Origin of the sequence: Sphingopyxis sp., from assembly GCF_036261875.1 — a bacterium.
In the GTDB taxonomy this organism is placed as follows: domain Bacteria; phylum Pseudomonadota; class Alphaproteobacteria; order Sphingomonadales; family Sphingomonadaceae; genus Sphingopyxis.
On record NZ_DATAJZ010000024.1, the window covers coordinates 81,824 to 104,309 of the forward strand.

Here is a 22,486-nt window from a genome sequence, read left to right on the forward strand (position 1 = left end):
TTCCGCAGGGAGTTTTTGGTTAATGCATTCTTGTCGCCCTGGTTGGGAGGCGGGAGAATGATATGCAGTTGGTCAAACGCTCCTACGCCGGATTCATGCACGCGCTCGCCAATCTCGGCCCATTCGAGAAACTGACACACGATGCGAAGCATCACGATCCCTATGGCTGGCGCCGTTGGTCGGCCTCTTTGCTGGCTATTCACGACATCGATCGCATGATCGCACTCGGATTGCCTTGGTGGAATGTCGCCGCGACGCGTGAGGCCGAAACCTTTCTTCACGCCCGCACCGGCGCGCGCGTCTTTGAATATGGCGCGGGCGCGAGCACAGTGTGGCTCTCGCAGCACGCTGGCGAAGTCATCTCGGTCGAGCATCACGAGGAATGGCATAGGCGGCTCAGGCCGGCCATCCAGCCTTTCGCTCATGCCAGCTTGTGGCACCGCGCGCTCGAAGGAACCGCCTATATCGACGCGATCATGGAGGCCGGCGGTCTGTTCGACCTGATCGTCATCGACGGTCGCCGTCGAACCGAATGCCTCACGCGCGCCATCACACGTCTAAAGCCCGATGGAATGATCCTGTTCGACGACAGCGGGCGCCGACGCTATCGGCGCGCGATCGAGCAATGCGGCTTGTCCGAACATCGCCATTTCGGTCGTTCCTATTGCGTGCCCTACCCTGATTTCACCAGCCTACTCCGTGATTGAAACCAGCTTCGCACCGGACCGGGCCGTAATCAGAAGGATCGGACGTTGGGCCGGCGGTGCAGCGCTTGCCGCAAGCCTTGCCTTTATCGGCGAGCGCTTATGGAGCCTCGACTGGACCAGTCTCCAGATTCAACCCTCATGGGCCTTCGCGGGCGCGTTGGCGGGCGCTCCGCTCCTGTTCGCGGCGGCCGACGCGCTGCTGCGGAGAGGCTGGGCTGCGACCGCCGATCCCGATCGCACCTGCCCGCATAACGAATTGTCGCGCATCTATGCCCGCGGCGTGCTGATGAAATATCTTCCAGGTTCGGTCTTCCAATATGCGAGCCGCCAGATCAACGGCGCACGCGCTGGACTTGCCCACCGACGTCTCGCCAAGGCGAGCGCGACCGAAATTGCGTTGCACGTCGTCAGTAGCCTTTTCATCGCAGCCGTCTGCCTCGCTTTCGAACGCGCAGGCGTCATCGCGCTTGCAGCAGCAACAATCGTCGTCATCGCCGCAATGACGATCCGGCGCCCGCTCACAGTGGCGGTCGCCTTTCAGATTCTTGCCTTCGGTCTTTTCGCGGCCGCTGCGATTCTGATCGGCGCCGCCACCTTGCCGGCGGGAGCGTCACTAACGCACTTCGCCGCGATCTTCCTGCTCGCATGGCTCGCGGGCTTTGTCGCACCCGTCGCGCCGGGTGGTATCGGTGTCCGCGAAGCCGCGCTACTCGCTCTGGCGGGGGGGACTCTGCCGGACGCCGCGCTCATGGCGGCCACGCTCGCGCTCCGCGCTGCTTCGATCGTCGGCGACCTTGGCTATGGGTTGGGAATTTTGTTACTGCGGCCAACTCAGCAACCGCCCCCCCCTAGAAGTCCTTGAACAGCGCTCCGCCAACGAAAGGTCGAGCCGGATATTTCAGGTGATTGCCCCAGCGTAGCCGTGTCTCCCCTCCAGTCACGGGGGCGAAGCGATGCGATCCGCGCGCCAGCAGGATGGTCTCGCCGACCTGATAGGAGCGCCCGTCGATGCGCGCGGCGACGCCTTCCACCGTATAGGTCCCAGGCGCGTAAATTTCGAACATGGCTGGTTGGCTTCCTGCCGCAAAGCGCCGGCCGGCGACCCATAGCGGCCCCCAGTGAGGAATGAATCCTTCGCGTAGCGCCTTGGCGTCGGCTGGCGAGAACTCCCACGCCGGCTTGCTGGCGGTCTGATTACGCTCGATCGGCTCTTGATTGACGATCAACAGCGGCACGGTTTCACGCGCCATCGTCTCAACGAACGGCTCCTCGATGCCGGCAAAATATTTGCGCATGCCCCAGGTCGTCATAAAGAAGTTCGCCTTGGGATAGTCGACGATCATCCCGGGAAAATCGAAATAGGCGACCGGTCGCGGAAAGATGTCATGGACCGCTGCAATGACCTGACGCTGGGCGAGTAACACCGCGCGCGGGGTTGCCAAACTGACCACCGCAGCGTTGGCAAGAAAGACGAACGCAAGTCCCTTGATCGGGATGCGCCGCGTGAGTGGTTCAATCGCCACCGCGGCTGCAACCATAGCCGGTGGCAGGATATAGACGTAAAAATAGGGGAAGGCGTTACGAAAGAAAAGAATGCTCGCCACCGGCAGCATTAACGCCGCGAGCGCGACTCGTCGTGGACGCGATAGCGGCGCGCCCGTGATCTCGAACGGCGCCGCAAGGAGCAGGCCGGCGAGGAGTGGCGCCATCGCTGCAGCTTTTAGCGCATAGACCCTGTTCGGGAAAAAACCTTCGTCGAACATCATCGATCCGGCGGTGGAAACAGTCCTTTCAGCACTGTCTGGTCCCGCCTCTGGCAAGCTGAATACCGTGGCGCCAATGAGCAGTCCCGAAAACGCGACGGCGGCGAGTGCGAAGGTGGCAAGCCGCATCGCCATCGCTCGCTTATTGTCCGCCTCGCACCAGCGCAGCCAGGCGATACCCCCAAAAGCCGGGACATAGAGGACGACCTTGATCGTCGTGAGTACGGCGAGCCCCGTGAGCAGTCCCGCACCGACGATCGCCTTCGCGTCGAGGCGGCTTGCAAGCAATATCCACAACGTCCCCATCAGGAATGCGGCCGCCATCGGATCGGCGCGATAAGAGAAGCCATGCTGAAAGACGTAACCGCCGGTGAGATAGGCGAGCGCTGCAAGCGCGGCCGACAGGGCTCCGGTAAAGCGGCGCGCCATCGCGTAGATTGCGGCGAGCGTGAAAAGCTCGAAACCAAACATAACGAGACGTGCGATGCGAATCTGGTCGATCGAATCGACCGGCAGCGCGGGGAGCCAGAAGAAGGCGCGCGCATAAAAGACCTGCAACGCTTCGGTCAGACGCCCCTGATGAAAGGCATGTGCTTCGCTTAGATGAAAGAATTCATCCCAGTTCACCGGGCGATGGAACACGAGCTCGAGTTGCAGCAGCAGTACTGCTGCGAAAACTGCCATCAGCCAGCGGCCCTGATGCGGTCGATCGTCCCGCCGCGCCGGCGCGACCGAAGTCACCCGACCCGCCTATGCTCACGGGCATCGGCGTCGTTCGTCGATACCTGGTGACGGTCGCCGAGCCGATCCTCGATTGCGCGAAGCCGGACGAGACCCGCCTCTATGAGCTTACGGTTCGAGGCGATCAGGTCCGCGAGCACGCCCATCACAGCGATGATGGTGCCGAGAACGAGCAGCGCGCCGCCGATGACGAGCGACTGGATGTGACCGCTGCCCTCGCCTATAGCGAAGAGGAACAGGAAGCGCAGGATCGGGATCAAGCCGCATCCGACCAGCGCCAGCCCGAGCCCGACGAAAGCACGCAGAGGGTTATAGGTCGTATAGACGCGCGCCATCGTGATTCCGGTGTTCATGATGAAGCGCGGAACTGATTTGAACAACCGCGACGGCCGCGGCGTCGCGTTGGTGCGTATCGGTACGCTGAGGATTGCAAGGCGCTTGCGCCCAGCCTGGATCAGCATATCGGTGGTATAGCTGAACTCGGTCGTGATATTGAGCCGATAGGCCGCTTCGCGGCTGATCGCGCGAAAGCCGCTCACCGCGTCGGAAACCTGGACGTTGGCAAGCTGTTGGACGACTGCGCTGCCCAGCCGCTGAAGGCGCCGCTTGAGCGGCCCGAAATGGGCGTTGTCAGCTACCCCCCGGTCGCCCACGACAATATCCGCGCGACCATCCAGGATCGGGCGAATAATTGTCTCGATATCCTCGCCGGCATATTGACCATCGGCGTCGGTGTTGACGAGAATGTCGGCCCCGGCACGCAGCGCCGCATCGAGCCCTGATTGAAAAGCGGCCGCGAGGCCCCGATTGGTGCGGTGGCGCACGATGTGCTGCACTCCCCACATCGCCGCAACCTGCGCCGTGTTGTCGGTGCTGCCGTCGTCGATGACCAGGATTTCGATCGTGTCGATACCCGCGATCCGCCGCGGCAACGCTGCGAGTGTCGCCGGCAGATCCTCGGCTTCGTTGAGGCAAGGAATCTGGATGACGAGCTTGGTCATTCGCCGGCCCACTGCAGCACGAGCAAAAGCCGCAGAACCGGTTGCGGCGTGGTGCGGCTTGGATTCTTCATGAAAGCTCCCCGGTTTTTCGGTACGATCGACCTTAGCGATACGTGGTTAACAGCCCGCTAATGCCGTCCGGTGCAAAGCGCTGGACTCGGCTAATGTTTATGATATGTTCTCATCGAAGAGGAGAGCGCTATGACCGACACCCCCGATCGCGCCGCCGGCGGCTGCCATTGCGGTGCGATCCGCTATTCGATGCCGACTGCGGTCGAGCATCATGCACTGTGTCATTGCCGGGATTGCCGCCGCCATTCCGGCGCGCCGATGGTTGGATGGGCGCTGGTCAGCCAGGCCGATCTGGAGGTGACGGGCACGCCCAAAATCTATGCCTCGTCCGAACATGGCCGGCGCCATTTCTGCGCCGATTGCGGCACCGGCCTCTTCTATACCAACGAGGCGGTTTTTCCGGGCCAGATCGACGTTCAGTCGGCAACGCTCGATGACCCCGACCTGATCCCCGCCGGCGCGCAGATCCAGATTGCCGAGCGCATCGGCTGGATGGAGAAGCTGGACGAAATGCCGACGTTCAATCGCTATCCGGGGATGGATTGAAGCGCCGTGCGTGAGTGAAACACAAATGTGTCCCCGCGAAGGCGGGGACCCATCTCCGGTCGGTTCAAAATCGCACCGGCCGGAGATAGGCTCCCGCCTTCGCGGGAGCACACGGCCTTTTCAAGCAAAGATGATCACTATCTAAAGCCCCTTCCCGTCCGCCGCGACGATGGCGGCGACCAGCTTCGCGATGTCGAGCCGCTGCTTACCGTCGTCATAGCCCTGGCGGACGATGACGAGTTGGCGCGAGGGGATGACGACCAGATATTGGCCGCGGTTGCCGAAGGCGCCGAACGCATCGGCAGGAACGCCTTCGGACTTGTTCAATAGCCAGAAATAGGCGCCATAGCCGAACGCTCCCTCGGGCTGCGGTCCGGTCGGCGCGGTGACGAAACGGCGCCAGTCGGCGGGCAACAGGCGCTCGCCCCGCCACTGTCCGTCATTCTGGTAGAGAAGACCGAGCCGCGCCAGATCGCGCGCGGTCGTCCACACCTGGCTCGACAGGATATAGTCGCCGTCCTTGTCATGTTCGGCAAAGGTGCGCGTCATGCCGATGCGGTCAAAGAAGGCGTTGGGGTCGAGCGTGCGGCCCGCCTTCGCTTCGGCCGCCTTCAGCGACAGCGTCGCGAGCAGCGTGTCGTTATTGGCATAGCGATATTGCGTGCCCGGCCGATTGAGCAGCGGCCATTGCGTCGTCCACTGACGCACCGATGCACCGCCCATGTAGATGGCGTCGCTGCGGTTGCCTGCCGTATCACTGGTCAACCCGCTCGCCATGCGCATGAGCTCTTCGGTCGTGATCGCCGCGCGCGGATCACCCGGCGACTGCCATTCGGCAATCAGCGCGGGCGCCTTCACATCGACCGAACCTTGCAGCACCGCGTGACCGATCAGCGTCGCCGCCATCGATTTGGCGACCGAGAAGGTGCGCTGCGCGGTGTGGAGGCCGTGTCCGCCCCAATAGCGCTCGACGACAATTCGGCCGTTCTTGACGACGAGTAGCGAACTCGTCCGCCCGCCATAGGCCGCGACAGTCTCCGTCGCGCTAGCGAACGGCGCAAAGCCACGCGGAACCGGCGCGCGCGCATCCCTGTCGCCCATCGGCCACGGCTGATCGTCGAGCACCGGGCGGGCGGCGCCCGTGAAGCCGGTGATCGGCACCGGCGCGGCGCCGATCGGCAGCGTGACGCACCCTTCGCCGGCTATCCACTGCGCAAGGCGCGGCGGTATGTCGTCGCGGTACGCGACGCGGACGACCTTCGCCTTGTCGTCGACATCGGCCTTTAGCGCGCGAACGTCGGCCTCGATCTCGGGATAGATGCCGGTCAGTTCGTCGCGCTCGATCGCCTCCAGCGGCTTGCCCGCCCCGTTCCAGAGCGACGAGCAGGTGAAGGCGGCGCGATAGCCGGCTGCCCAGGCGCGGTCGATCTCGGTGGCCGCCTGCGCAGGCAACGCGGCCGCGAGCGCCAGGCCGAAGGCGGCGCGCGCCAGCATCTCAGGGCCGCGCGCCGAACGCCGCGCGCTGCACTTTCTTCGCGCGGTCCCACCAGGCGCGGCGGATGACGTCGGCAACCCGCTCGGGATCGCGCGAACCATAGCGGACGAGCAGGCCGGGCCAGCCTTCATAATGCGGCGTCTGCCAGAAGCTGTCGGGATCGGTTTCAAGCAGCACCTCCTTTTCCTCGTGCGGACACATGACATGGAAACTGCCCGGCTCGCGTCCCGGCGACACGAAGGCCTTGCCGTTCACCTTTGGGCACGGCGTGCCGTAAAAGGGCGCCATCTCGACATCGGGGAGCGCGCAGGCAAAGGCGACGACATCGTCCCAATGGGCGAAGCGCGCCGCCATCTATCCGCCCCTGCCTTCGCGCCGCCGCTCGTCCCACCACGCCATGCGCTCGGCGATCCGTTTCTCGAACCCGCGATCGACGGGGCGGTAAAGGTCGAGGGGCTTCATCTCGTCGGGCCAGTAATTATCGCCCGAAAAACCCTCGGGCGCGTCATGGTCGTAGGCATAGCCCGCGCCATAGCCTAGATCTTTCATCAGCTTGGTCGGGGCGTTGAGGATGTTCGCGGGCGGCGCGAGGCTGCCGGTGTCGCGCGCCGCGCGCCATGCGGCCTTCTGCGCCATATAGGCGGCATTCGATTTGGGCGCGGTCGCGCAATAGAGGCACGCCTGCACGATCGCCAGTTCGCCCTCGGGCGAGCCGAGGAATTGATAGGCGTCCTTCGCCGCGAGGCATTGCACCAGCGCCTGCGGGTCGGCGAGACCGACGTCCTCGCTGGCGAAACGGGTGATGCGGCGGAGGACATAAAGCGGCTCCTCGCCTGCGACGAGCATCCGCGCCAGCCAGTAAAGCGACGCCTGCGGGTCCGATCCGCGCATTGCCTTGTGGAGCGCCGAGATGAGATTGTAATGGCCGTCGCGGTCCTTGTCATAGACCGGCATACGGCGATGCAGGAACCCCGCGAGTTCGCCGGGGTCGAGCGGCTTTTCGATCGTCACCGAAAACAGCGTCTCGACCTGATTGAGCAGGAAGCGCCCGTCGCCGTCGGCGCTCGCGATCAGCGCGGCGCGCGCTTCGGCGGTGACCGGCAGGCGCTGGCCGATATCAGCCTCGGCGCGCTCGATCAACGTGCCGAGCGCCGCTTCGCCGAGGCGATGAAGCACGAGCACCTGCGCCCGGCTGAGCAACGCGGCGTTGAGCGCGAAGCTGGGGTTTTCCGTCGTCGCGCCGACGAGGACGACGGTGCCGCGCTCGACGAACGGCAGGAAGCCGTCCTGCTGGGCGCGGTTGAAGCGGTGAATCTCGTCGACGAACAGCAAAGTGCGCTGGCCCGCCGCGGCCATCTTCTCGGCATCAGCGAACGCTTTCTTGAGATCGGCGACCCCCGAAAAGACTGCCGATAGCGGCGCGAAGCGCAGGCCGACCGCTTCGGCGAGCAAGCGCGCGATCGTCGTCTTGCCGGTGCCCGGCGGACCCCAGAGGATGATCGACGAAAGCTGTCCCGCCGCGACCATGCGGCCGATCGCGCCCTCGGGGCCAGTCAGATGCTCCTGCCCGACGACGTCGGAGAGCGTCTTCGGCCGCAGCCGTTCGGCGAGCGGTCCATCGCCGGATGGGACGGGAGCCGGCGGCTCCTGATCGGCGAACAGATCATCCGCCATCTAGCCGCGCCGCTGCTTCTGCCGGATCAGCCGCAAATAGGTGTCGGCAACCGACTGGTTGATCGCATCCCATTGATAGGCGCCGCTTTCGGCGCGGGCGGCCGCCCCGTGCGCCGCACGCAGGTCGGAATCGCGGCAATAGCGCTCGAGATCGTCGGCGAAGAGGCTGATCGCGCCCGGCGAGACGAGATAGCCGGTCTGACCGTGCTTGACGATGCTCGCGCTGCCGGTGGCGCGCGCGGCGACCACGGGCAGCCCGCACGCCATCGCCTCCAGCGTGACATTGCCGAAGGTCTCGGTGACCGAGGGGTTGAAGAAGATGTCGCACGACGCGAGCGCGCGGGCGAGATTCTCGCCGCCCTGAAAACCGACGAACTTCGCCTGCGGCAGGCGCGATTCGAACCAGTCGCCCGCCGGCCCTTCGCCGATCACCACCACCTGATGCGGCACCTTGCGGCGCTGGAGCTGGTCGATCGTGTCGGCGAAGACGTCGAGCCCCTTTTCCATCACGAGGCGGCCGAGGAAGGCGATGACCGGCGCATCGTCGGCGATCCCCCAGCTTCGCCGCCAGCTCATGTCGCGGCGGCCGGGGCTGAAGACGTCGCGCTCGACGCCGCGGGTCCAGATGCCGATGTCGTAGTTCATCCGCTGCTGCCGCAGCACCTGCGCAAAACTCTCCGACGGCGCGATCAGCGCGTCGCAGCGGCGATAGAGCCGGCGCAGCCACGCGACGACGAGCGGTTCGAGGAAGGAGAGATTGTAATAGCGGAAATAGGTCTCGAAGCGGGTGTGGACCGAACAGGCAACCGGGATGTTGCGCCGCCGCGCCCACGCCGCGGCCTGCCGCGACACGCGGTCGGGGCTGGAGATGTGGAGGATGTTAGGCGCGAACTGCGCGATGTCCTGACGCACTCGCGACGAGAAATGGAGCGGAATGCGATATTCGGGGCGATTGGGGATCGCCATCGACGGCACGCTGACCAGGTCGCCGGTCGGCGCGAAATCGGGATCGTCGACGGTCGGCGAATAGACGCGCACCGCCGCACCCTGAGCCAGCAGATAGCCGACGAGCCGGTTGAGCGCCTTGTTCGCGCCGTCCGTCGTCATGTTGTAATTGCCGCTGAACAGGGCGATGCGAAGGTCTGAAACTTCCATCCGCCCTCCGCTAGTCGCTTGGCGGGGCAAAGGCAATTGGGGGGGGGCGGAGTTCATCCTCAATCGTCATTGCGAGCGGAGCGAAGCAATCTCCAGCTATCGGCCTTGTGCAAGGCCGATAGCTGGAGATTGCCGCGTCGCCTTCGGCTCCTCGCAATGACGCGGTTGGTCAAAAGTCGTCGGGGCGGTCCAGCGGCGCCTCCGGGTCGATCTCGACCGGCGGATGCAGCCGCAAGTGATGGACGCGCTTTTCGTCGGCCTCGGTCACCTCGATGCGCCAGCCGCTGGGGTGATGGAGGATTTCGCCGACCTCGGGGACGTGACCCGCGAGCACCGCGGACAGGCCGCCGAGCGTGTCGACATCCTCCTCGACCTCGGCGAGCCGCGGGTCGATTGCTTCGCCGATGTCGTCGAGTTCGGCGCGCGCGTCGGCTTCCCAGCAGCCGTTCTCGCCCGGCACGAACAGCGCGGTCGGCTCGTCGTCATGCTCGTCCTCGACCTCGCCGACGATTTCCTCGACCAGATCCTCGAATGTGACGAGGCCCTCGGTGCCCGAATATTCGTCGATCACGATCGCAAGATGGGTGCGCTTCGCGCGCATCTCGGCGAGCAGGTCGAGCACGTCCATCGACTGCGGGACGTAGAGCGGCTGGCGGATCAGGTCGAGCAAAGGCGGCGGCGCCTGCCCCGCCGCGAGCACCGCGAATACGTCCTTGACGTGGATCATCCCGACGACCTCGTCGAGCGTCTCGCGATAGACCGGCAGGCGGCTGTGCCCGGCGTCGGCAAACAGTGCGATCACCTCCTCGAAGCTCGCGCTTTCGGGGATGGCGACGATCTCGCCGCGCGGCACCGCGACGTCATCGACCGTCTGCTCGCCGAAATGCAGGAGGTTGCGGACCATCTTGCGCTCGATCGGCGACAGGTCGCCGACGGCGCTGGCGCCGCCGCGGCGCTCCTCGCCCTCCTCCTCGGCCTCGTCGATGACCTCCTCGATCTGTTCGCGAAGCGACGGCTCCTTGTCGCCGCCAAAAAGCAATGTCTTCAATCCGGCCAGCAGGCCGGACCTACTGTCGTCTTCCGATCGGCTCGAAGAGTCCCGGTCGTCGGGCATGATGGCGTCTGTTCCCCTGTTAATCCTGACCGTCATATGGATTGGCGATGCCCAGCGATGCAAGCGCTTTCACCTCCAGCGCCTCCATCGCCTGTGCGCTCGCATCGTCCATATGGTCGTAGCCGACGAGATGGAGCGTGCCGTGGACGATCAGGTGCGTCGCGTGGTCGGGGGTCGAAATCCCCTTCTCGTCCGCCTCGCGCGCGCAGGTTTCGCGGGCGAGGACGATGTCGCCGAGCAATATCTCGCCGTCATCGCTGTTGCTGAGCGTGTCGAGCAGGTCGGCCTGCACCTGCGGAAAGGACAGCACGTTGGTCGGCTTGTCCTTGCCCCGGAAATCGCGGTTGAGCGCATGAACCTCGGCATCGTCGGTCAGGCGCACCGCAATCTCGACGAGCGGCGCGGCGTCGGCGAGACCCGCCCACGGCGTCAGCGCAAGCGCCGCGGCGGCCGCTTCGGCGGCGCGCGCTTCCCAGTCGAGCGCATCGGGCCAAGGGCTCACTTCGTGGGTTTCGACGCTCAGCATGAAAAAGGGACACTCCGAAAAAGCGCGGAAAACTGCCTAACTTTACTCGCAAATCGCATTTGCATCGATGACGAGACGGCAAGGCGGATCATAATCGGACGGTATCGCGGCCGAACAATGTAGGACAGCGGATTTTATCGTCATCCCGGCGAAGACCGGGATCTCATTCTCGGAAACATACGCACCGGCGAGATCCCGGCCTTCGCCGGGATGACGTGAAGGAAGGCCGACTTCATTGGGGCGCCGGTTGGGGTTGCGGCTGCGGCGACGTAACCGGCGCCCGGTCGCCGATCGGCAGCTTGAGGTCGATTTTCGTGCCGCCGATCTCGGTGCTGATCACCGCATTGCCGTCCCTGACCCCGACGCTGGTCTTGTCGGCGATCGGCACGTCCGGAATGTCGGGAATGTCGAGCGGCTGCACCGGCCCGCCCGGATCGGTCACCGGCCGCTCCTTCCGCGCCGGGGCGGCGGCACGGCCGCTCGCCTGCAGCATGAAATCGCGCCAGATGCGGGCCGGGATGCCGCCGCCCGCAGCGCCATGAAGCGGGCTATTGTCGTCGTTGCCGATCCAGACGCCGACGACGAGCCCATTGGCATAGCCGACGAACAGCGCGTCGCGGCTGTCCTGGGTGGTGCCGGTCTTGCCGAAATTCGCTTGCGGCAGCCGCGCGGCACGGCCGGTGCCGCGATTGACCGCGGCGCGCAGCATCTGCTCGATATCGTCGTGGACGCGCGACGAGAAATGATCGGGGCCCCATACCCAGCGTGCGAACCAGCCCGGCTCCTCTTCCGTAAAGGCGTGCGGAACGACCGGATAGCTGTTCGCGGCGACTGCGGCATAGGCGGCGGTGAGTTCGAGCAGGGTCATGCTCGACGTGCCGAGCGCAAGGCTGGGGTCGCCCTTCGCGAGCGGCGCGGTGACGCCAAGGTCGCGCGCCATGCGGATGACCTTGTCGTCGCCGACCTCGCGGAACAACCGCACCGCGGCGACATTGCTCGAGGCGGCGAAGGCATCTTCGAGGGTGATCGTGTCCGAATAGGCACCGCCGGCATTCTTGGGCTGATAGGCACCGGTGTCGATCGGGCGATTGTCGATCAGATCCTCCGGCGTCTTCCCATCCTCCAGCGCGGCGAGATAGACGAACAATTTGAAGGTCGATCCCGGCTGGCGCCGCGCCTGCGTCACGCGGTTGAAGGGCGAGGCAGCATAGTCGCGGCCGCCGACCATCGCGACGACCTCTCCATTCGGGCGCATCGCGACCATCGCGACCTGCGCCTTCCCCAGCCCGGCGCGCGCAGTGACGCGACGCGCGATCCCCTGTAGCCGCGCGTCGAGCGTGGTGCGGATCGTCTGGCGCGAATAGCCGACGTCGCTGAGCTGGCGCGCCTCGGGCAGCGCCCAGTCGGCGAAATAGGTGCCGGTGGGCAGCGTGTTGCGGCTGCGCACGTCGATGCGCGGGGGGCGGATCGTCCTGGCCTCAGCGGCGGTCATTTGACCGGTATCGACCATCGCGGCGACGACGAGCTTCATCCGTTTTTCCGCGAGATCGGGATTTTTGGTCGGCGCGAGGCGCGACGGCGCCTGCACGAGCCCCGCGAGCATCGCCGCCTGCGCCGGGGTCAGCTTCTCGGGCTGGCGCGAGAAATAATGGAGCGAGGCGGCGCGCAACCCATAGGTGTTGTCGCCGAAATAGGCGTTCGAAAGATAGCGTTCGAGAATCTCGTCCTTGGTCAGCCAGGCCTCGAGCCAGAAGGCGATCAGCGCCTCGCGCGCCTTGCGGCCGAGGGTCTTCTTGGGGGTCAGGAAGGTGAATTTGGCGAGCTGCTGGGTAATCGTGCTGCCGCCCTGCTTGCGGCCGCCGGTCAGATTCGCCCAGACCGCGCGCGCGACGCTGCGCGGATCGACGCCCCAATGGCTGTAGAAACGGCGGTCCTCGATCGCGATGAAGGCGCCGGGGACATGCTTCGGCAGCTTCGCGACATCGACCGGCGCATCGACGATCGCCCCCATGCGCGCGATCGGGGTGCCGTCGGAAGCGAGCAGCGTGATCTCCGGCGGCGCGATCGGTTGCAGCGATTTGGACAAAGGCGCGGTGAGCGCGAGCCAGCCGACGAGCAGGATGAAAGCGACCGCGAAGATCGCAAAGCCGCGCGAGACGCGGCGCATCCATTTACGGAAACGGCTTTCGGGCGGCGGCGGCGGGGCGACCGGCGCAAAGGCGTCGGGATACGGACCGCCCGCTATTTCGGGAGAAGGTGCCGGAGGCGGTGCCTTGGATTTCAGGAAATCGAACATGCGCGAACGCCCGTATTACACTGGCAATACGGCCATGGCAAATGGGTTGATGAGGGTTTGCTTGGGGTGAAAGTCGACATTCCCCCTCTTCGTCATTCCCGCGAAAGCGGGAATGACGAAGCTATTAGGCGTCGGTTGTTAGCCCGCTCCCATCCCCTCCCCCTCAATGCATATGCTTCAGCTTGTCGGGGTTGCGCATCACATAGATGCCCGTGATCTTGCCATCCTCGATCTCCAGCGCCGTCGTCTGAAGCTCGCCGTCGGCCTCGCGGGTGACGAAGCCCGGCAGGCCGTTGATCGTACCGATGTGGACCAGGGTCGAGCCATGTTTGGCGAACAGCACTGCAAGGCTGCGGTGCAGCGTCATCACCGTGTTGAAACCGAGCACCGGCACCATTGCCGCGGGGCGCTTGCCGCCGCCGTCAGACCACATGCCAACGTCTGCGGCGAGCATCGCGCCGAGCGCGCTCATGTCGCCGCTCCGCGACGCGGCGAAGAAGGCGTTGGCGATTTCTAGCCCCCTTTCCTTTTCCAGCTTGTAGCGCGGACGCGCGTCGCGGACGTGGGTGCGCGCCCGCGCGGCGAGTTGGCGCGTCGCCGCGGGATCGCGGTCGATCGTCTTCGCGACCTCGTCATATTCGACCCCGAACACGTCGTGGAGCAGGAAAGCCGCGCGCTCCAGCGGGGAGAGTCGTTCGAGCGCGAGCATCAGCGGCAGGGTGACGTCGTCCGCTTCCTCCTCCTCGACCAGCGGATCGGGGAGCCAGGGGCCAATATAGGTTTCGCGGGTGGCGCGCGCCGACTTCAGTTGGTCGAGGCAGAGCCGCGTCACGGTGCGGCGCAGGAAGGCCGCAGGCTCGCGCACCGCCTCGCGATCGGTGCCGAGCCAGCGGAGGAAGGCATCCTGCACCACATCCTCGGCATCGGCGACCGAGCCGAGCATACGATAGGCGACACGGACGAGGAGCGGGCGCAGCGGGTCGAAACTCGCCGCTGCGTCCTGACCCTCGAAATTTTCGCTGCTGATGCCTTCCCCGATCATCAGGCGACCTTTGCCGGCGCGCCGCCTTCGTACCAGAGGTCGAAACCGACCGCGATGCGGTTCCAGCCGTTGATGACGTTGATCATCACGGTCAGGTTCATCTGTTCCTCCGCAGTGAAATGTTCGTCGAGCGCCGCGCGCGCTTCGGCCTGTGTGTGCCCTTGCGAGAGGCGGGTCAAGGCGTCGGTCCAGGCGAGCGCGGCCCGTTCGCGAGGCGAATAAACCGGCGCTTCGTGCCAGGCGGCGAGCAGGTAGATCCGCTGTTCGGTCTCACCCGCGGCGCGCGCATCGGCGGTGTGCATGTTGATGCAGTTGGCGCAGCCGTTGAGGATCGACGAGCGGATTTTCACCAGTTCGATCAGGCTCTTCTCAAGGCTCTTTTCGGCCGCGAGGCTGACCGCCATCCACTGCTTCATGAGGTGCGGCGAGGCGGCGAAAGGGTCGGTTACCTTGGTCATGTCATATCTCCTTGGCTTGGGTTATGCAGACATGACGAACCAGCCACGGCCTATGTGACATGCGAGACGAAAAAATCGGAATCGTCACCCTATTTTTTGGTCGCGCGACGCCGAGCGCCGGAAACGCTCCGTTTCATAGAATGCGCTTTGACGGCCCGCAAAGCTGCACTAGCATCGCCCCGTCTTCGACAGGAGGGGAATGGTGATGAAGTTTCTCGATGGATTTGGCGAACAGGCCTATGCGCTGCTGCGGATCGTGGCGGGGCTGCTGTTCCTCGCGCACGGCGTGCAGAAATTCTTCAATTTCCCGGTCGATTTTCCAATGCCGCTGAACCCGATGCTGCAGGCGGCGGGAGTGATCGAGCTGGTCGCGGGCGGCCTGATCGTGATCGGCCTGTTCACCCGCCCCGCGGCCTTCATCGCCAGCGGCATGTCGGCGGTCGGTTACTGGATGGTCCACGGCAGCAAGAGCTTCTTCCCGATCGTCAACGGCGGCGAAGCGATCGCGCTCTATTGCTTCATCTTCCTGTTCATCGCGACGCGCGGCGCGGGGATCTGGAGCGTCGATGGGGCGCGGGGGAAGTAAGGCGACCCTCCCCCATCGGGGGAGGGGGACCATGCGAAGCATGGTGGAGGGGCACGGGCGGTTTGCCTTTCCTCGTCAAAGAAGCGCAGGGACGCACCTGCCCCTCCACCACCCTTCGGGTGGTCCCCCTCCCCGTGCCGGGGAGGATCAGAGCTTACGCGTATTCGCCTCGATCAGCTTCTTCGCTTCGGCGATCGCCTTTTCGGTGGTGAGCTTCTTTTCCTGCACCTCGTCGGCCATGCTCAGCAGGCGGCCGCTGATCACGGTGCCGGTCTCGGCCTCCTCGTCGATCGCGATGCCGCCCTTGGCGGCGGCGACGCGGTCCCATTCGGCGCGGACGGCGGCCCAATAATCCTTCGTGGCAGCCCAATAATCGTCGGCCGCCTTCACGTCATATTGGTCGTATTTGATATAGGTGTTGAGGACATATTCCTGGACGATCGGCACCAGCTTGCCGTCCTTGATCCCCATCTTCGTATTGTCCTGCCAGTGAATCCAGCCGTCGGGGGTCGGCTGGTGGCGGTTGATCGAATAATAGCGGTCGTAGACGGGTTTCCGCACCGCATCGCGGCGCGCGAGCGGGCGCCACGTCCAGTTGGAGCGCCAGCGGCGGATGCCCGCCTGCGTCTCGAACTGGCCCCATCCGCCATAGCGCGGGCTGTCGTCGACCTGATACACGGTCTGCGACCAGCGGCCGGTGCGCATCTTTTCGGGGACGGCTTCCCACGTCCACTGGTTGCGGTCGGAATAGACGAGCACCTTTGCAGGCTCATATTCCCAGTCCTGGCGCCAATGCTTGATGATGTGGCTCTTGCCCTCGTCGTCGGTGATGACGAGCATGTGCTGAAGGATGATCTTGCGGCCACTGTCCTCGATCACGCGCACGACTTCGTTGCCGCCCGAGCGTTTGGGTTCGAGCGGGGTGTAATCCTTGTCCCAGCGCGTCGATTCCTGCATGTTGAAGCCAACGTGGTAATTGCCCGCCATGGCGAGGATGTCGGCGCGGTCCTGCTCGAAGTTGGCGGCGGCCTCTTCGGCCGCGATCGGCGGATGGGCGGCGGCGGGAACCGCAGCACCGAGCAGAAGCAGCGCGGCGGCGATCGAGCGATAGGTCTTTTTCATCATGCAGTCCTTCGGGGGTCAGAAGCGGTAGCTGAGCGACACGCTCGCGTTGCGGCCGGGCTGGGTATAGGCGTCAGCGCTCGCGGGCGGGACGAGCAGCCCCGGCAGCGCGGGATCGGGCGGGCTGAGCGGCACGAGCGCGAGCCCGCGCACGTCGCTCCACCAGCTATATTTCTTGTCGAGAATGTTGAAGATGCCGCCGCGCAAGGTCAGCCCGCCGACGATCCGCACGAAGGCGGTCGCGTCGAGGATGGTGAAGGCATCGGGGCGGAAGCATTCGGACGAACAGACCCCGGCGGCGCGCGACGCCTCCTTGCGGCCGCTGTGGGTCATGATGATCTGGCCGCCGAAGCGCCCCGCGGGCTCGCGATAGCCGACCCCGGCGACGAGCTTCACCGGATCGATCGTCGACAATGGCGTGCGCACACCGTCGGGATCGATCTGGTTGCCCTTGGCATAGGATAGGGCGAGCGTCGCAAAGAGGCCGGAGGACGCCCGCCCCTCGAACCGTGCTTCCGCGCCTTTGACGCGGACACGATCGAGATTGATGAATTGATAGACTGCCGGATCGGTGGGCGTGAAGCTGCCGCTCACCACCTCCTGGCTGATGAAATCCTTGTAGCGCGCCGAAAAGGCGGTGAGGTCGAGGCTGACAGGATCGCTGCCCACGCGCAGTCCGCCCTCGAAGCTGCGGCTACGTTCGGGACCAAGGTCGGGGTTCGGCTTCGACGTGTAGCCATAGGTCAGATTCTCGAAGAACTGGTTGACCTGCCCCGGCTCGGGCGCCTTGAAGCCCGTGGCATAATTGGCGAACAGGCGCACTTGGTCGGTGACCTTCCACACCGCGCCGAATTTCGGCGACAGGCGCGAATCCTTCTGCCCGGCGCCGGTGAAGCCCGGCAACAGCGCGTCATTGCGCGGCGACAGATCGTACCAGTCGAAGCGCAGCGCCGGATAGAGCAGCAGGCGCCCGTCGGCGATCGAAATCTCGTCGCCGACGAACAGGCCGGCACGCGTGAAGTCGGTCGTCGGGAAGGCGCGGCTCGGGAAGACGTCGGGCGGCGTCGGCAGCACGCCGTCGCGCAGGCCGCGCTGGCGCGTCTTGCTGATGTCGCCGCCGAAGACGAGGCGATGGCCGATCGCACCGGTCGCGAAATCGGCGCGCGCATCGGCGGCGGCGCCGAAGACGCGGTTTTCGAAAGTGTTGAGGCGTTCGCGGTCGGCGGCGGGGGTGCGGTCCTCGTCGGTGAACTGCACGTCCTCGCCGTCCTGCCAATAGAGCGCGACACGCGCGAAATCGATCGCGCCCTCGCCCTGCCAGCTCCAGTCGAGCGACACGCGCTTGCGCTCGCCGGTGTCGATGCCCTGCAGCAGTTCGACCGTGGGGCTGAGGCTGGAGAGGCCGTCGGTGAAAAGGTGGGTGCCGAGATATTCGCCGGTCAGGCGCAGCTTGTGGCCGTTCGCGGGATCGTAGACGATGCGCGCGAGCGCGGCGTTCGAGCGGCCGTCCTGCGGATTGGGCCTGGTGCGCGCAGCGCCGGTGCCGCCGACCGTCCCCTTGTTGTCGAGTTCGTTATAATCGCGGCGGGTGTAGGCGGCCATGACCGACCAGTCGCCGCTGCGCCCCGCCAGGATCGCAGTTTCGCTGAACTCGTTGTCAGCGCTGCTGTAGGCGGCGCGGACGAGGCCGCCGATGGCCTTGCCGGTTTCGAGGAAGTCGGACGGGTCGGCGGTGATGAAGCTGACCGCGCCCGCAAGCCCGTCGCTGCCGTAGAGCGCCGACGAGGGGCCGCGCAAGATCTCGACCGATTTGATGAGGCCGAGGTCGACATAGTCGCCGCGCCCGACATTCTGCGCGCCGAAGCTGAAGCCGTCGGGGACGCGCACGCCGTCGACCTGGATCAGCACGCGATTGCCCCCGATGCCACGGATGTTGAAACCGTCGTTGCCCGCGCGGCCGGTCGCGCTGAGCGCCGCGTTGAAGCGCGCGGGCTGGCGCTGAACGCTGACGCCGGGCTCGAAGCGAACGAGGTCGCGGATATCGGTTACCAGTTCGTCGGCGATCTGCTCGTCGGTTTTGACGGTGACCGTCGACGGCACGTCCTCGGCGTTAGTCGCGATGCGCGTCGCCGTGACGACGATCTGATTCTTGCGCGCGAGCCAATATTCGCCGTCATTGTCCTGCGCGAAGGCCGGCTGCGCGACCGCGGCGAGCGCAAGGCCCAGCGCGCTGCCGGCGGCAAGGCGGATGGCGGACGGCGAGCGATGGCTAGACAAAATTCTTCCCCTGTTTATTTGCGAGTGATTCGCAATAGCTGCGCATTACGTGTGGCGTGCGCGGGGGTCAAGCATTATGCTATTGAGAATCGTTTTCATAAAATTGATGAGACGTCGAGGCAGAACGCCCAAGCGATGTCGACCCGGTTTGAAAAGAGGCACGATTGGTTTTCCGTCACCCCGGACTTGATCCGGGGTCCCGCTTTCGGGTGTCGCATAGCGGGACCCCGGATCAAGTCCGGGGTGACGGATGGATGTTCGGTCGCGAGGAAAACCTTCGCGGGAATGACGAACGGGGATTCGACGAGCTTCGTGACGGACATATTGCCCTGCCCGCTTCCGCACGGCATGATGGCGGCAGGGGGAAAAGGATGATGCCGTCACAGGTCTTCATCAGCTATTCGTCGAAGGACCGCACCATCGCGAATATGGTGTGCGCGCTGCTGGAGGCGCGCGGCCATCGCTGCTGGATCGCACCGCGCGACATCGTGCCCGGCACCTCGTGGGGCGAAGCGATCATCGACGGGCTCAAATCGTCGACGGTCTTCGTCCTCGTCTTTTCGAGCCACGCCAATACGTCGCCGCAAATATTGCGCGAGGTCGAACGCGCGGTGCACCTCGGCCTGCCGATCATCCCCTTTCGCATCGAGGATGTCGTCCCCGAGCGCAGCCTCGAATATTTCATGAGCGTTCCGCATTGGCTCGACGCGCTGTCGCCGCCGGTCGAGGATCATATCGCGCGGCTGGGCGACGTCGTCGCGATGCTCGTCGACGGGCCGAAAACCGACTATCTTCCCGGCAAGCCGCGCGGGGTGAAGCGCCTGAGCTGGAACAACGGGCTGGTGCGCGCGCTTGCCGGCGGCGCTGGGCTGGCGCTGCTGCTGCTCGCGGCCTGGCTCGGCGGGCTGGCGCCGCCGGGGTCGGCGATCGGCTGGATCGCGCCGCTGCTCGCGCTCGCCATCCCGGCGGGCGTCATCGGGAGCGGGCAGGTCCGGCTATGGGCGGCACGCGGCGTGCAGGCCGCGCTGCTCGCGCTGCTGCTCGCTGCGGGCGGCCTCTATGGCTGGGCTTCCTCTTCCTATGTCGTTGCGGGCGAGAATGGAGCGCCTCTGGTGCGCGGAACCACATGCACCCCCGACGCGAAGCTGGTGTTCGAGAGTGAATGCCCCGACCTCCCCTCCGATGCGCTCGCCGATGCCGCCTATGATCCCGCCGCGCTTTGGACCGCGCCCTCGATCGGGCGGGTGAAGTTGACGCTCGGCGGCGCGTGGGCGGCAATCGCGGCGGCGGCGGCCTTGCTCGTTTCGGGATGGCTCGGCGGGCCGCGGCGGCTGAAGCAGGAGGATTGAGATGCGAAAGGCGCGGATGACGATGCTGCTGGCGGCGCTGGCGTCGCCGGTGACGGTAGCGGCAAAGGAGCCGATCGACGCGGCCGGGTTGAAGGCGATCGAGGCGAAGGTGCCGCGGCAAAGCTGGTATCCCGACGGCTATTACGACATCCGCATCGCCGCCGAGGGCCAGATGGCCGATTTCCCGCGCGACGATCTGACGATGGACTGGGGCGACGGCGAGCCGCCCTCTTATGACGTGATCGACTGCAACGCCGAATATGTCAGCCTCGACGATACCGACCCGCTGACTGCGCGCTACGGCGGCGTCGCGCTGGAGGTGGCGCGGCTGCGCGCCGAGTTCGAGCGGATGAAATATCCGCTCGCCGTCTATGCCGAGCCCTTGCTCGCGTTCGAGAAGGCGAAGATCGCGGAGGCGAAGGCGGCGCCCGAACCGATGACCGACGAAGAGATCGAGGCGGAAAATGCCGCCGCCGAGGCCGCCGACGAAGCCGCCGCCGAGGCGGCAGCAAGCGCAGCCGACGCCGCGGCAAGTGCGGCCGCCGACGCAGCGATGGAAGCCGACGCGTCGGATGCGGCGGCGGAGCCCGCCGATGGTGGCTATTTCGAAAATGATCCCTATCAGCAGCTCGCCAAGGCGGTCGAGGCGAACCGCCAACGCCTGACCCCCCAGCTCCCCAAGGTCGTTGCCGACGGCGGTTGCGGCGCGGGCGAAAGCAGCGCGGTGATCGTCAAGACGTCGCCGCCGCAAGGCGAGGTGCTGCTGATCAACGGCTTCGCCTTCAAGGTTTGCACGCGCAAGAAACCCGACCCGTGGGACCGCTTCGCGTGCAAATGGAACGAGGTGGAGACCGGGGTCGAGAAGCGGCTTTCGGGTCGCTATGTCTATCAGGTCAAATGGCCCGACGGCACGGTGCGCAAGGGCACGCGCGAGATCGTCCCCAATTACGAGGATGAGAGCGTCGCGGCGGTCGTGACCTTCAAGAAGACGGGGAGTTGAGCATGATCGGCCGGATGCCGCTCGCGCTGCTAGCGCTCGCCGGCCCTGCCGCCGCCGCGGCACAGGATCCGGCTGCCGCTGACGCCGCGGACATGAAGGCGATCGAGGCGAAACTGCCGAAGCAGAGCTGGTATCCGGACGGCTATTACGAGGTGCGCATCGCCGCCGAGGCCGAGGTCGCGGAAAGTCCCGGCGGCACCGAGCCGGAGCCGGGCGAGCCCTATAATCTCATCATCTGCGACACCGATACTCCCGGCCTGGATGCATCCGACCCCGCCTTGCGCGATTATGGCGCCGTCGCGCTCGACACCGCGCGGCTGCGCGCCGCACTCGTCGCCCGGCATTACCCCGAACGGCTGTTCGCCGCGCCGCTCGCGGCGTTCGAGCGCGAGCGGCTCGCCGACCTTCGACCGAGCGACGCTCTCTATGCCGACCTCGCGGCGGCGCTCGACACGGCGCGGGCAGCTTCGGCGCCTGATCTGCCGCCGGTCGTCGCGGTCGAAACTTGCGCGCCGCCGCCACCGCCTCCACCGCCCCCGCCTCCTCCGCCACCCGCAGCGACACCTCCCCCACCGTCCGCAGCGCCGCCGCCGAGGCCGACCACCGCCGTCCCGCGCCGCGCGCCGGGCGTGACCTTCGTCACCCAGCCGCCCACGGGCGAGGTGCTGATGATCAGTGCCTTCGCCTTCAAAGTGTGCGTGCTCAAAAAGCCCGACCCGTGGGACCGTTTCGCCTGCCGCTGGAACGAGATCGAGACCGGCGCCGCAAAGCCCATGTCGGGCCGCTTCGTCTATCAGGTCAAATGGCCCGACGGCACGGTGCGCAAGGGCACGCGCGAAATCGCTCCCGGCGGATCATCGACGGTGACGTTCAGGAAGGTGGGGAGCTAGAGCGGTTAACTTTTAGCTCACGCCCATCTGCCCCGTTCGTGTCGAGCGAAGTCGAGACACCCATCTGCCTAGCGCTGTTCCGATGGGTGTCTCGACTTCGCTCGACACGAACGGAACTGGCGCGGTGCCGATTTAGAGCTCGACGCCCTAACTCCCCGGCCCCTCATAGGCCTCGACGATCCGCCCGACGATCGGGTGCCGAACGACGTCGGCGGCGGTGAAGCGGCTGACGTTGATGCCTTCCAGCCCCTCGAGCCGCGCAACCGCATCGGCGAGGCCCGAGGTCGCGGGCATCGGCAGGTCGACCTGCTTGGGGTCGCCGCAGATCACCATGCGGCTGTTCATGCCGAAGCGGGTCAGGAACATCTTCATCTGCGGGATCGTGGTGTTCTGCGCTTCGTCGAGGATGATGAAGGCGTCGGCGAGCGTCCGCCCGCGCATGAAGGCAAGCGGCGCGATCTCGATCTCGCCGCTCGCGATGCGGCGCTCGACCTGCTCGGCGGGCAAGCAGTCGTGCAGCGCGTCGTAGAGCGGGCGGAGGTAGGGATCGACCTTCTCCTTCATGTCGCCGGGGAGGAAGCCGAGCTTCTCCCCCGCCTCGACCGCGGGGCGCGAGAGGATCAGGCGCTGGACGCTGCCGGTGATGAGCTGCGCCACCGCCTGCGCGACCGC

General features: G+C 65.7%; 21 protein-coding genes. 7 read left to right on the plus strand and 14 right to left on the minus strand.

Features of this window, described 5'->3' with window-relative positions; translation table 11 throughout:
* Window positions 1-62: 62 nt before the first annotated feature.
* Window positions 63-707, plus strand: coding sequence for a class I SAM-dependent methyltransferase (locus VHO04_RS11145; protein WP_329628353.1), 645 nt, complete (start codon window positions 63-65; stop codon window positions 705-707).
* Window positions 700-1,569 carry a hypothetical protein gene (locus VHO04_RS11150; protein WP_329628354.1) on the plus strand — a complete coding sequence of 290 codons (870 nt, stop codon included), beginning with the start codon at window positions 700-702 and terminating at the stop codon, window positions 1,567-1,569. The genes VHO04_RS11145 and VHO04_RS11150 overlap by 8 nt, the downstream gene beginning before the upstream one ends.
* Here VHO04_RS11150 and VHO04_RS11155 read toward each other — a convergent pair.
* Window positions 1,556-3,154: a hypothetical protein gene (locus tag VHO04_RS11155; RefSeq protein ID WP_329628355.1), complete on the minus strand. Its 1,599-nt coding sequence runs from the start codon at window positions 3,152-3,154 to the stop codon at window positions 1,556-1,558. The genes VHO04_RS11150 and VHO04_RS11155 overlap by 14 nt on opposite strands.
* A 53-nt stretch (window positions 3,155-3,207) precedes the next feature.
* Entirely contained in the window at window positions 3,208-4,212 is a 1,005-nt protein-coding gene (locus tag VHO04_RS11160) for a glycosyltransferase family 2 protein (RefSeq protein WP_329628356.1), read from the minus strand.
* A 201-nt stretch (window positions 4,213-4,413) separates the two neighbouring features.
* On the opposite strand from VHO04_RS11160, the gene VHO04_RS11165 reads away from it, so the two are divergent.
* Window positions 4,414-4,830 (plus strand): GFA family protein, encoded by a 417-nt coding sequence (locus VHO04_RS11165; RefSeq protein WP_329628357.1) that lies wholly within the window; start codon window positions 4,414-4,416, stop codon window positions 4,828-4,830.
* A 141-nt stretch (window positions 4,831-4,971) separates the two neighbouring features.
* Here VHO04_RS11165 and VHO04_RS11170 read toward each other — a convergent pair whose 3' ends face one another.
* From VHO04_RS11170 to VHO04_RS11210, 9 genes are all read right to left on the minus strand, one after another.
* Window positions 4,972-6,324, minus strand: coding sequence for a serine hydrolase domain-containing protein (locus VHO04_RS11170; RefSeq protein ID WP_329628358.1), 1,353 nt, complete (start codon window positions 6,322-6,324; stop codon window positions 4,972-4,974).
* 1 nt (window position 6,325) lies between these two features.
* On the minus strand, window positions 6,326-6,679 hold the full coding sequence (locus tag VHO04_RS11175; RefSeq protein ID WP_329628359.1) for an MmcQ/YjbR family DNA-binding protein: 354 nt from the start codon (window positions 6,677-6,679) through the stop codon (window positions 6,326-6,328).
* Window positions 6,680-7,999, minus strand: a complete 1,320-nt coding sequence (locus tag VHO04_RS11180; protein WP_329628360.1) for a replication-associated recombination protein A — start codon at window positions 7,997-7,999, stop codon at window positions 6,680-6,682. It lies immediately after the preceding gene.
* Window positions 8,000-9,154, minus strand: a complete 1,155-nt coding sequence (locus VHO04_RS11185) for a glycosyltransferase family 1 protein (protein ID WP_329628361.1) — start codon at window positions 9,152-9,154, stop codon at window positions 8,000-8,002.
* Window positions 9,155-9,323: 169 nt separating this feature from the next.
* Window positions 9,324-10,268, minus strand: coding sequence for a hemolysin family protein (locus VHO04_RS11190; protein ID WP_329628362.1), 945 nt, complete (start codon window positions 10,266-10,268; stop codon window positions 9,324-9,326).
* A gap of 19 nt (window positions 10,269-10,287) precedes the next feature.
* Window positions 10,288-10,794, minus strand: a complete 507-nt coding sequence (gene ybeY, locus VHO04_RS11195) for an rRNA maturation RNase YbeY (RefSeq protein ID WP_329628363.1) — start codon at window positions 10,792-10,794, stop codon at window positions 10,288-10,290.
* A gap of 232 nt (window positions 10,795-11,026) precedes the next feature.
* Window positions 11,027-13,090 carry a transglycosylase domain-containing protein gene (locus VHO04_RS11200; RefSeq protein WP_329628364.1) on the minus strand — a complete coding sequence of 688 codons (2,064 nt, stop codon included), beginning with the start codon at window positions 13,088-13,090 and terminating at the stop codon, window positions 11,027-11,029.
* A gap of 163 nt (window positions 13,091-13,253) precedes the next feature.
* Entirely contained in the window at window positions 13,254-14,132 is an 879-nt protein-coding gene (locus VHO04_RS11205; protein WP_329628365.1) for a sigma-70 family RNA polymerase sigma factor, read from the minus strand.
* Window positions 14,132-14,590, minus strand: coding sequence for a carboxymuconolactone decarboxylase family protein (locus VHO04_RS11210; RefSeq protein WP_329628366.1), 459 nt, complete (start codon window positions 14,588-14,590; stop codon window positions 14,132-14,134). The genes VHO04_RS11205 and VHO04_RS11210 overlap by 1 nt, the downstream gene beginning before the upstream one ends.
* A gap of 205 nt (window positions 14,591-14,795) precedes the next feature.
* Here VHO04_RS11210 and VHO04_RS11215 point away from each other — a divergent pair, with 205 nt between their 5' ends.
* Window positions 14,796-15,176: a DoxX family protein gene (locus tag VHO04_RS11215; RefSeq protein WP_329628367.1), complete on the plus strand. Its 381-nt coding sequence runs from the start codon at window positions 14,796-14,798 to the stop codon at window positions 15,174-15,176.
* A 147-nt stretch (window positions 15,177-15,323) separates the two neighbouring features.
* Here VHO04_RS11215 and VHO04_RS11220 read toward each other — a convergent pair whose 3' ends face one another.
* Together VHO04_RS11220 and VHO04_RS11225 are read right to left on the minus strand one after the other, a co-directional pair.
* Window positions 15,324-16,301 carry a DUF6607 family protein gene (locus VHO04_RS11220; protein WP_414713107.1) on the minus strand — a complete coding sequence of 326 codons (978 nt, stop codon included), beginning with the start codon at window positions 16,299-16,301 and terminating at the stop codon, window positions 15,324-15,326.
* A gap of 15 nt (window positions 16,302-16,316) precedes the next feature.
* Window positions 16,317-18,575 (minus strand): TonB-dependent hemoglobin/transferrin/lactoferrin family receptor, encoded by a 2,259-nt coding sequence (locus tag VHO04_RS11225; protein WP_329628368.1) that lies wholly within the window; start codon window positions 18,573-18,575, stop codon window positions 16,317-16,319.
* Between the two features lie 371 nt (window positions 18,576-18,946).
* Between VHO04_RS11225 and VHO04_RS11230 the strand changes: the two genes are divergently transcribed.
* The 3 genes from VHO04_RS11230 to VHO04_RS11240 are packed head-to-tail and all read left to right on the plus strand — an operon-like array spanning window position 18,947 to window position 21,814.
* Window positions 18,947-19,924: a toll/interleukin-1 receptor domain-containing protein gene (locus tag VHO04_RS11230; protein WP_329628369.1), complete on the plus strand. Its 978-nt coding sequence runs from the start codon at window positions 18,947-18,949 to the stop codon at window positions 19,922-19,924.
* 1 nt (window position 19,925) lies between these two features.
* Window positions 19,926-20,924 (plus strand): hypothetical protein, encoded by a 999-nt coding sequence (locus VHO04_RS11235; protein ID WP_329628370.1) that lies wholly within the window; start codon window positions 19,926-19,928, stop codon window positions 20,922-20,924.
* A 2-nt stretch (window positions 20,925-20,926) separates the two neighbouring features.
* Entirely contained in the window at window positions 20,927-21,814 is an 888-nt protein-coding gene (locus VHO04_RS11240; RefSeq protein ID WP_329628371.1) for a hypothetical protein, read from the plus strand.
* A gap of 147 nt (window positions 21,815-21,961) precedes the next feature.
* On the opposite strand, the gene VHO04_RS11245 is transcribed toward VHO04_RS11240, so the two are convergent.
* Window positions 21,962-22,486, minus strand: a 525-nt coding sequence (locus VHO04_RS11245; RefSeq protein ID WP_329628372.1) for a PhoH family protein, incomplete at its 5' end; no start/stop codon positions are given.

Bases quoted from the DNA above. Each gene is read 5' to 3' on its own strand.
- VHO04_RS11215 (WP_329628367.1), top strand. From the start codon at position 14,796: ATGAAGTTTCTCGATGGATTTGGCGAACAGGCCTATGCGCTGCTGCGG.
- VHO04_RS11235 (WP_329628370.1), top strand. From the start codon at position 19,926: ATGCGAAAGGCGCGGATGACGATGCTGCTGGCGGCGCTGGCGTCGCCG.
- VHO04_RS11160 (WP_329628356.1), bottom strand. From the start codon at position 4,212: ATGACCAAGCTCGTCATCCAGATTCCTTGCCTCAACGAAGCCGAGGAT.
- VHO04_RS11210 (WP_329628366.1), bottom strand. From the start codon at position 14,590: ATGACCAAGGTAACCGACCCTTTCGCCGCCTCGCCGCACCTCATGAAG.
- VHO04_RS11175 (WP_329628359.1), bottom strand. From the start codon at position 6,679: ATGGCGGCGCGCTTCGCCCATTGGGACGATGTCGTCGCCTTTGCCTGC.
- VHO04_RS11170 (WP_329628358.1), bottom strand. From the start codon at position 6,324: ATGCTGGCGCGCGCCGCCTTCGGCCTGGCGCTCGCGGCCGCGTTGCCT.
- VHO04_RS11185 (WP_329628361.1), bottom strand. From the start codon at position 9,154: ATGGAAGTTTCAGACCTTCGCATCGCCCTGTTCAGCGGCAATTACAAC.
- ybeY (WP_329628363.1), bottom strand. From the start codon at position 10,794: ATGCTGAGCGTCGAAACCCACGAAGTGAGCCCTTGGCCCGATGCGCTC.
- VHO04_RS11180 (WP_329628360.1), bottom strand. From the start codon at position 7,999: ATGGCGGATGATCTGTTCGCCGATCAGGAGCCGCCGGCTCCCGTCCCA.
- VHO04_RS11200 (WP_329628364.1), bottom strand. From the start codon at position 13,090: ATGTTCGATTTCCTGAAATCCAAGGCACCGCCTCCGGCACCTTCTCCC.
- VHO04_RS11190 (WP_329628362.1), bottom strand. From the start codon at position 10,268: ATGCCCGACGACCGGGACTCTTCGAGCCGATCGGAAGACGACAGTAGG.
- VHO04_RS11155 (WP_329628355.1), bottom strand. From the start codon at position 3,154: ATGGCAGTTTTCGCAGCAGTACTGCTGCTGCAACTCGAGCTCGTGTTC.
- VHO04_RS11205 (WP_329628365.1), bottom strand. From the start codon at position 14,132: ATGATCGGGGAAGGCATCAGCAGCGAAAATTTCGAGGGTCAGGACGCA.
- VHO04_RS11220 (WP_414713107.1), bottom strand. From the start codon at position 16,301: ATGATGAAAAAGACCTATCGCTCGATCGCCGCCGCGCTGCTTCTGCTC.
- VHO04_RS11240 (WP_329628371.1), top strand. From the start codon at position 20,927: ATGATCGGCCGGATGCCGCTCGCGCTGCTAGCGCTCGCCGGCCCTGCC.
- VHO04_RS11165 (WP_329628357.1), top strand. From the start codon at position 4,414: ATGACCGACACCCCCGATCGCGCCGCCGGCGGCTGCCATTGCGGTGCG.
- VHO04_RS11230 (WP_329628369.1), top strand. From the start codon at position 18,947: ATGATGCCGTCACAGGTCTTCATCAGCTATTCGTCGAAGGACCGCACC.
- VHO04_RS11145 (WP_329628353.1), top strand. From the start codon at position 63: ATGCAGTTGGTCAAACGCTCCTACGCCGGATTCATGCACGCGCTCGCC.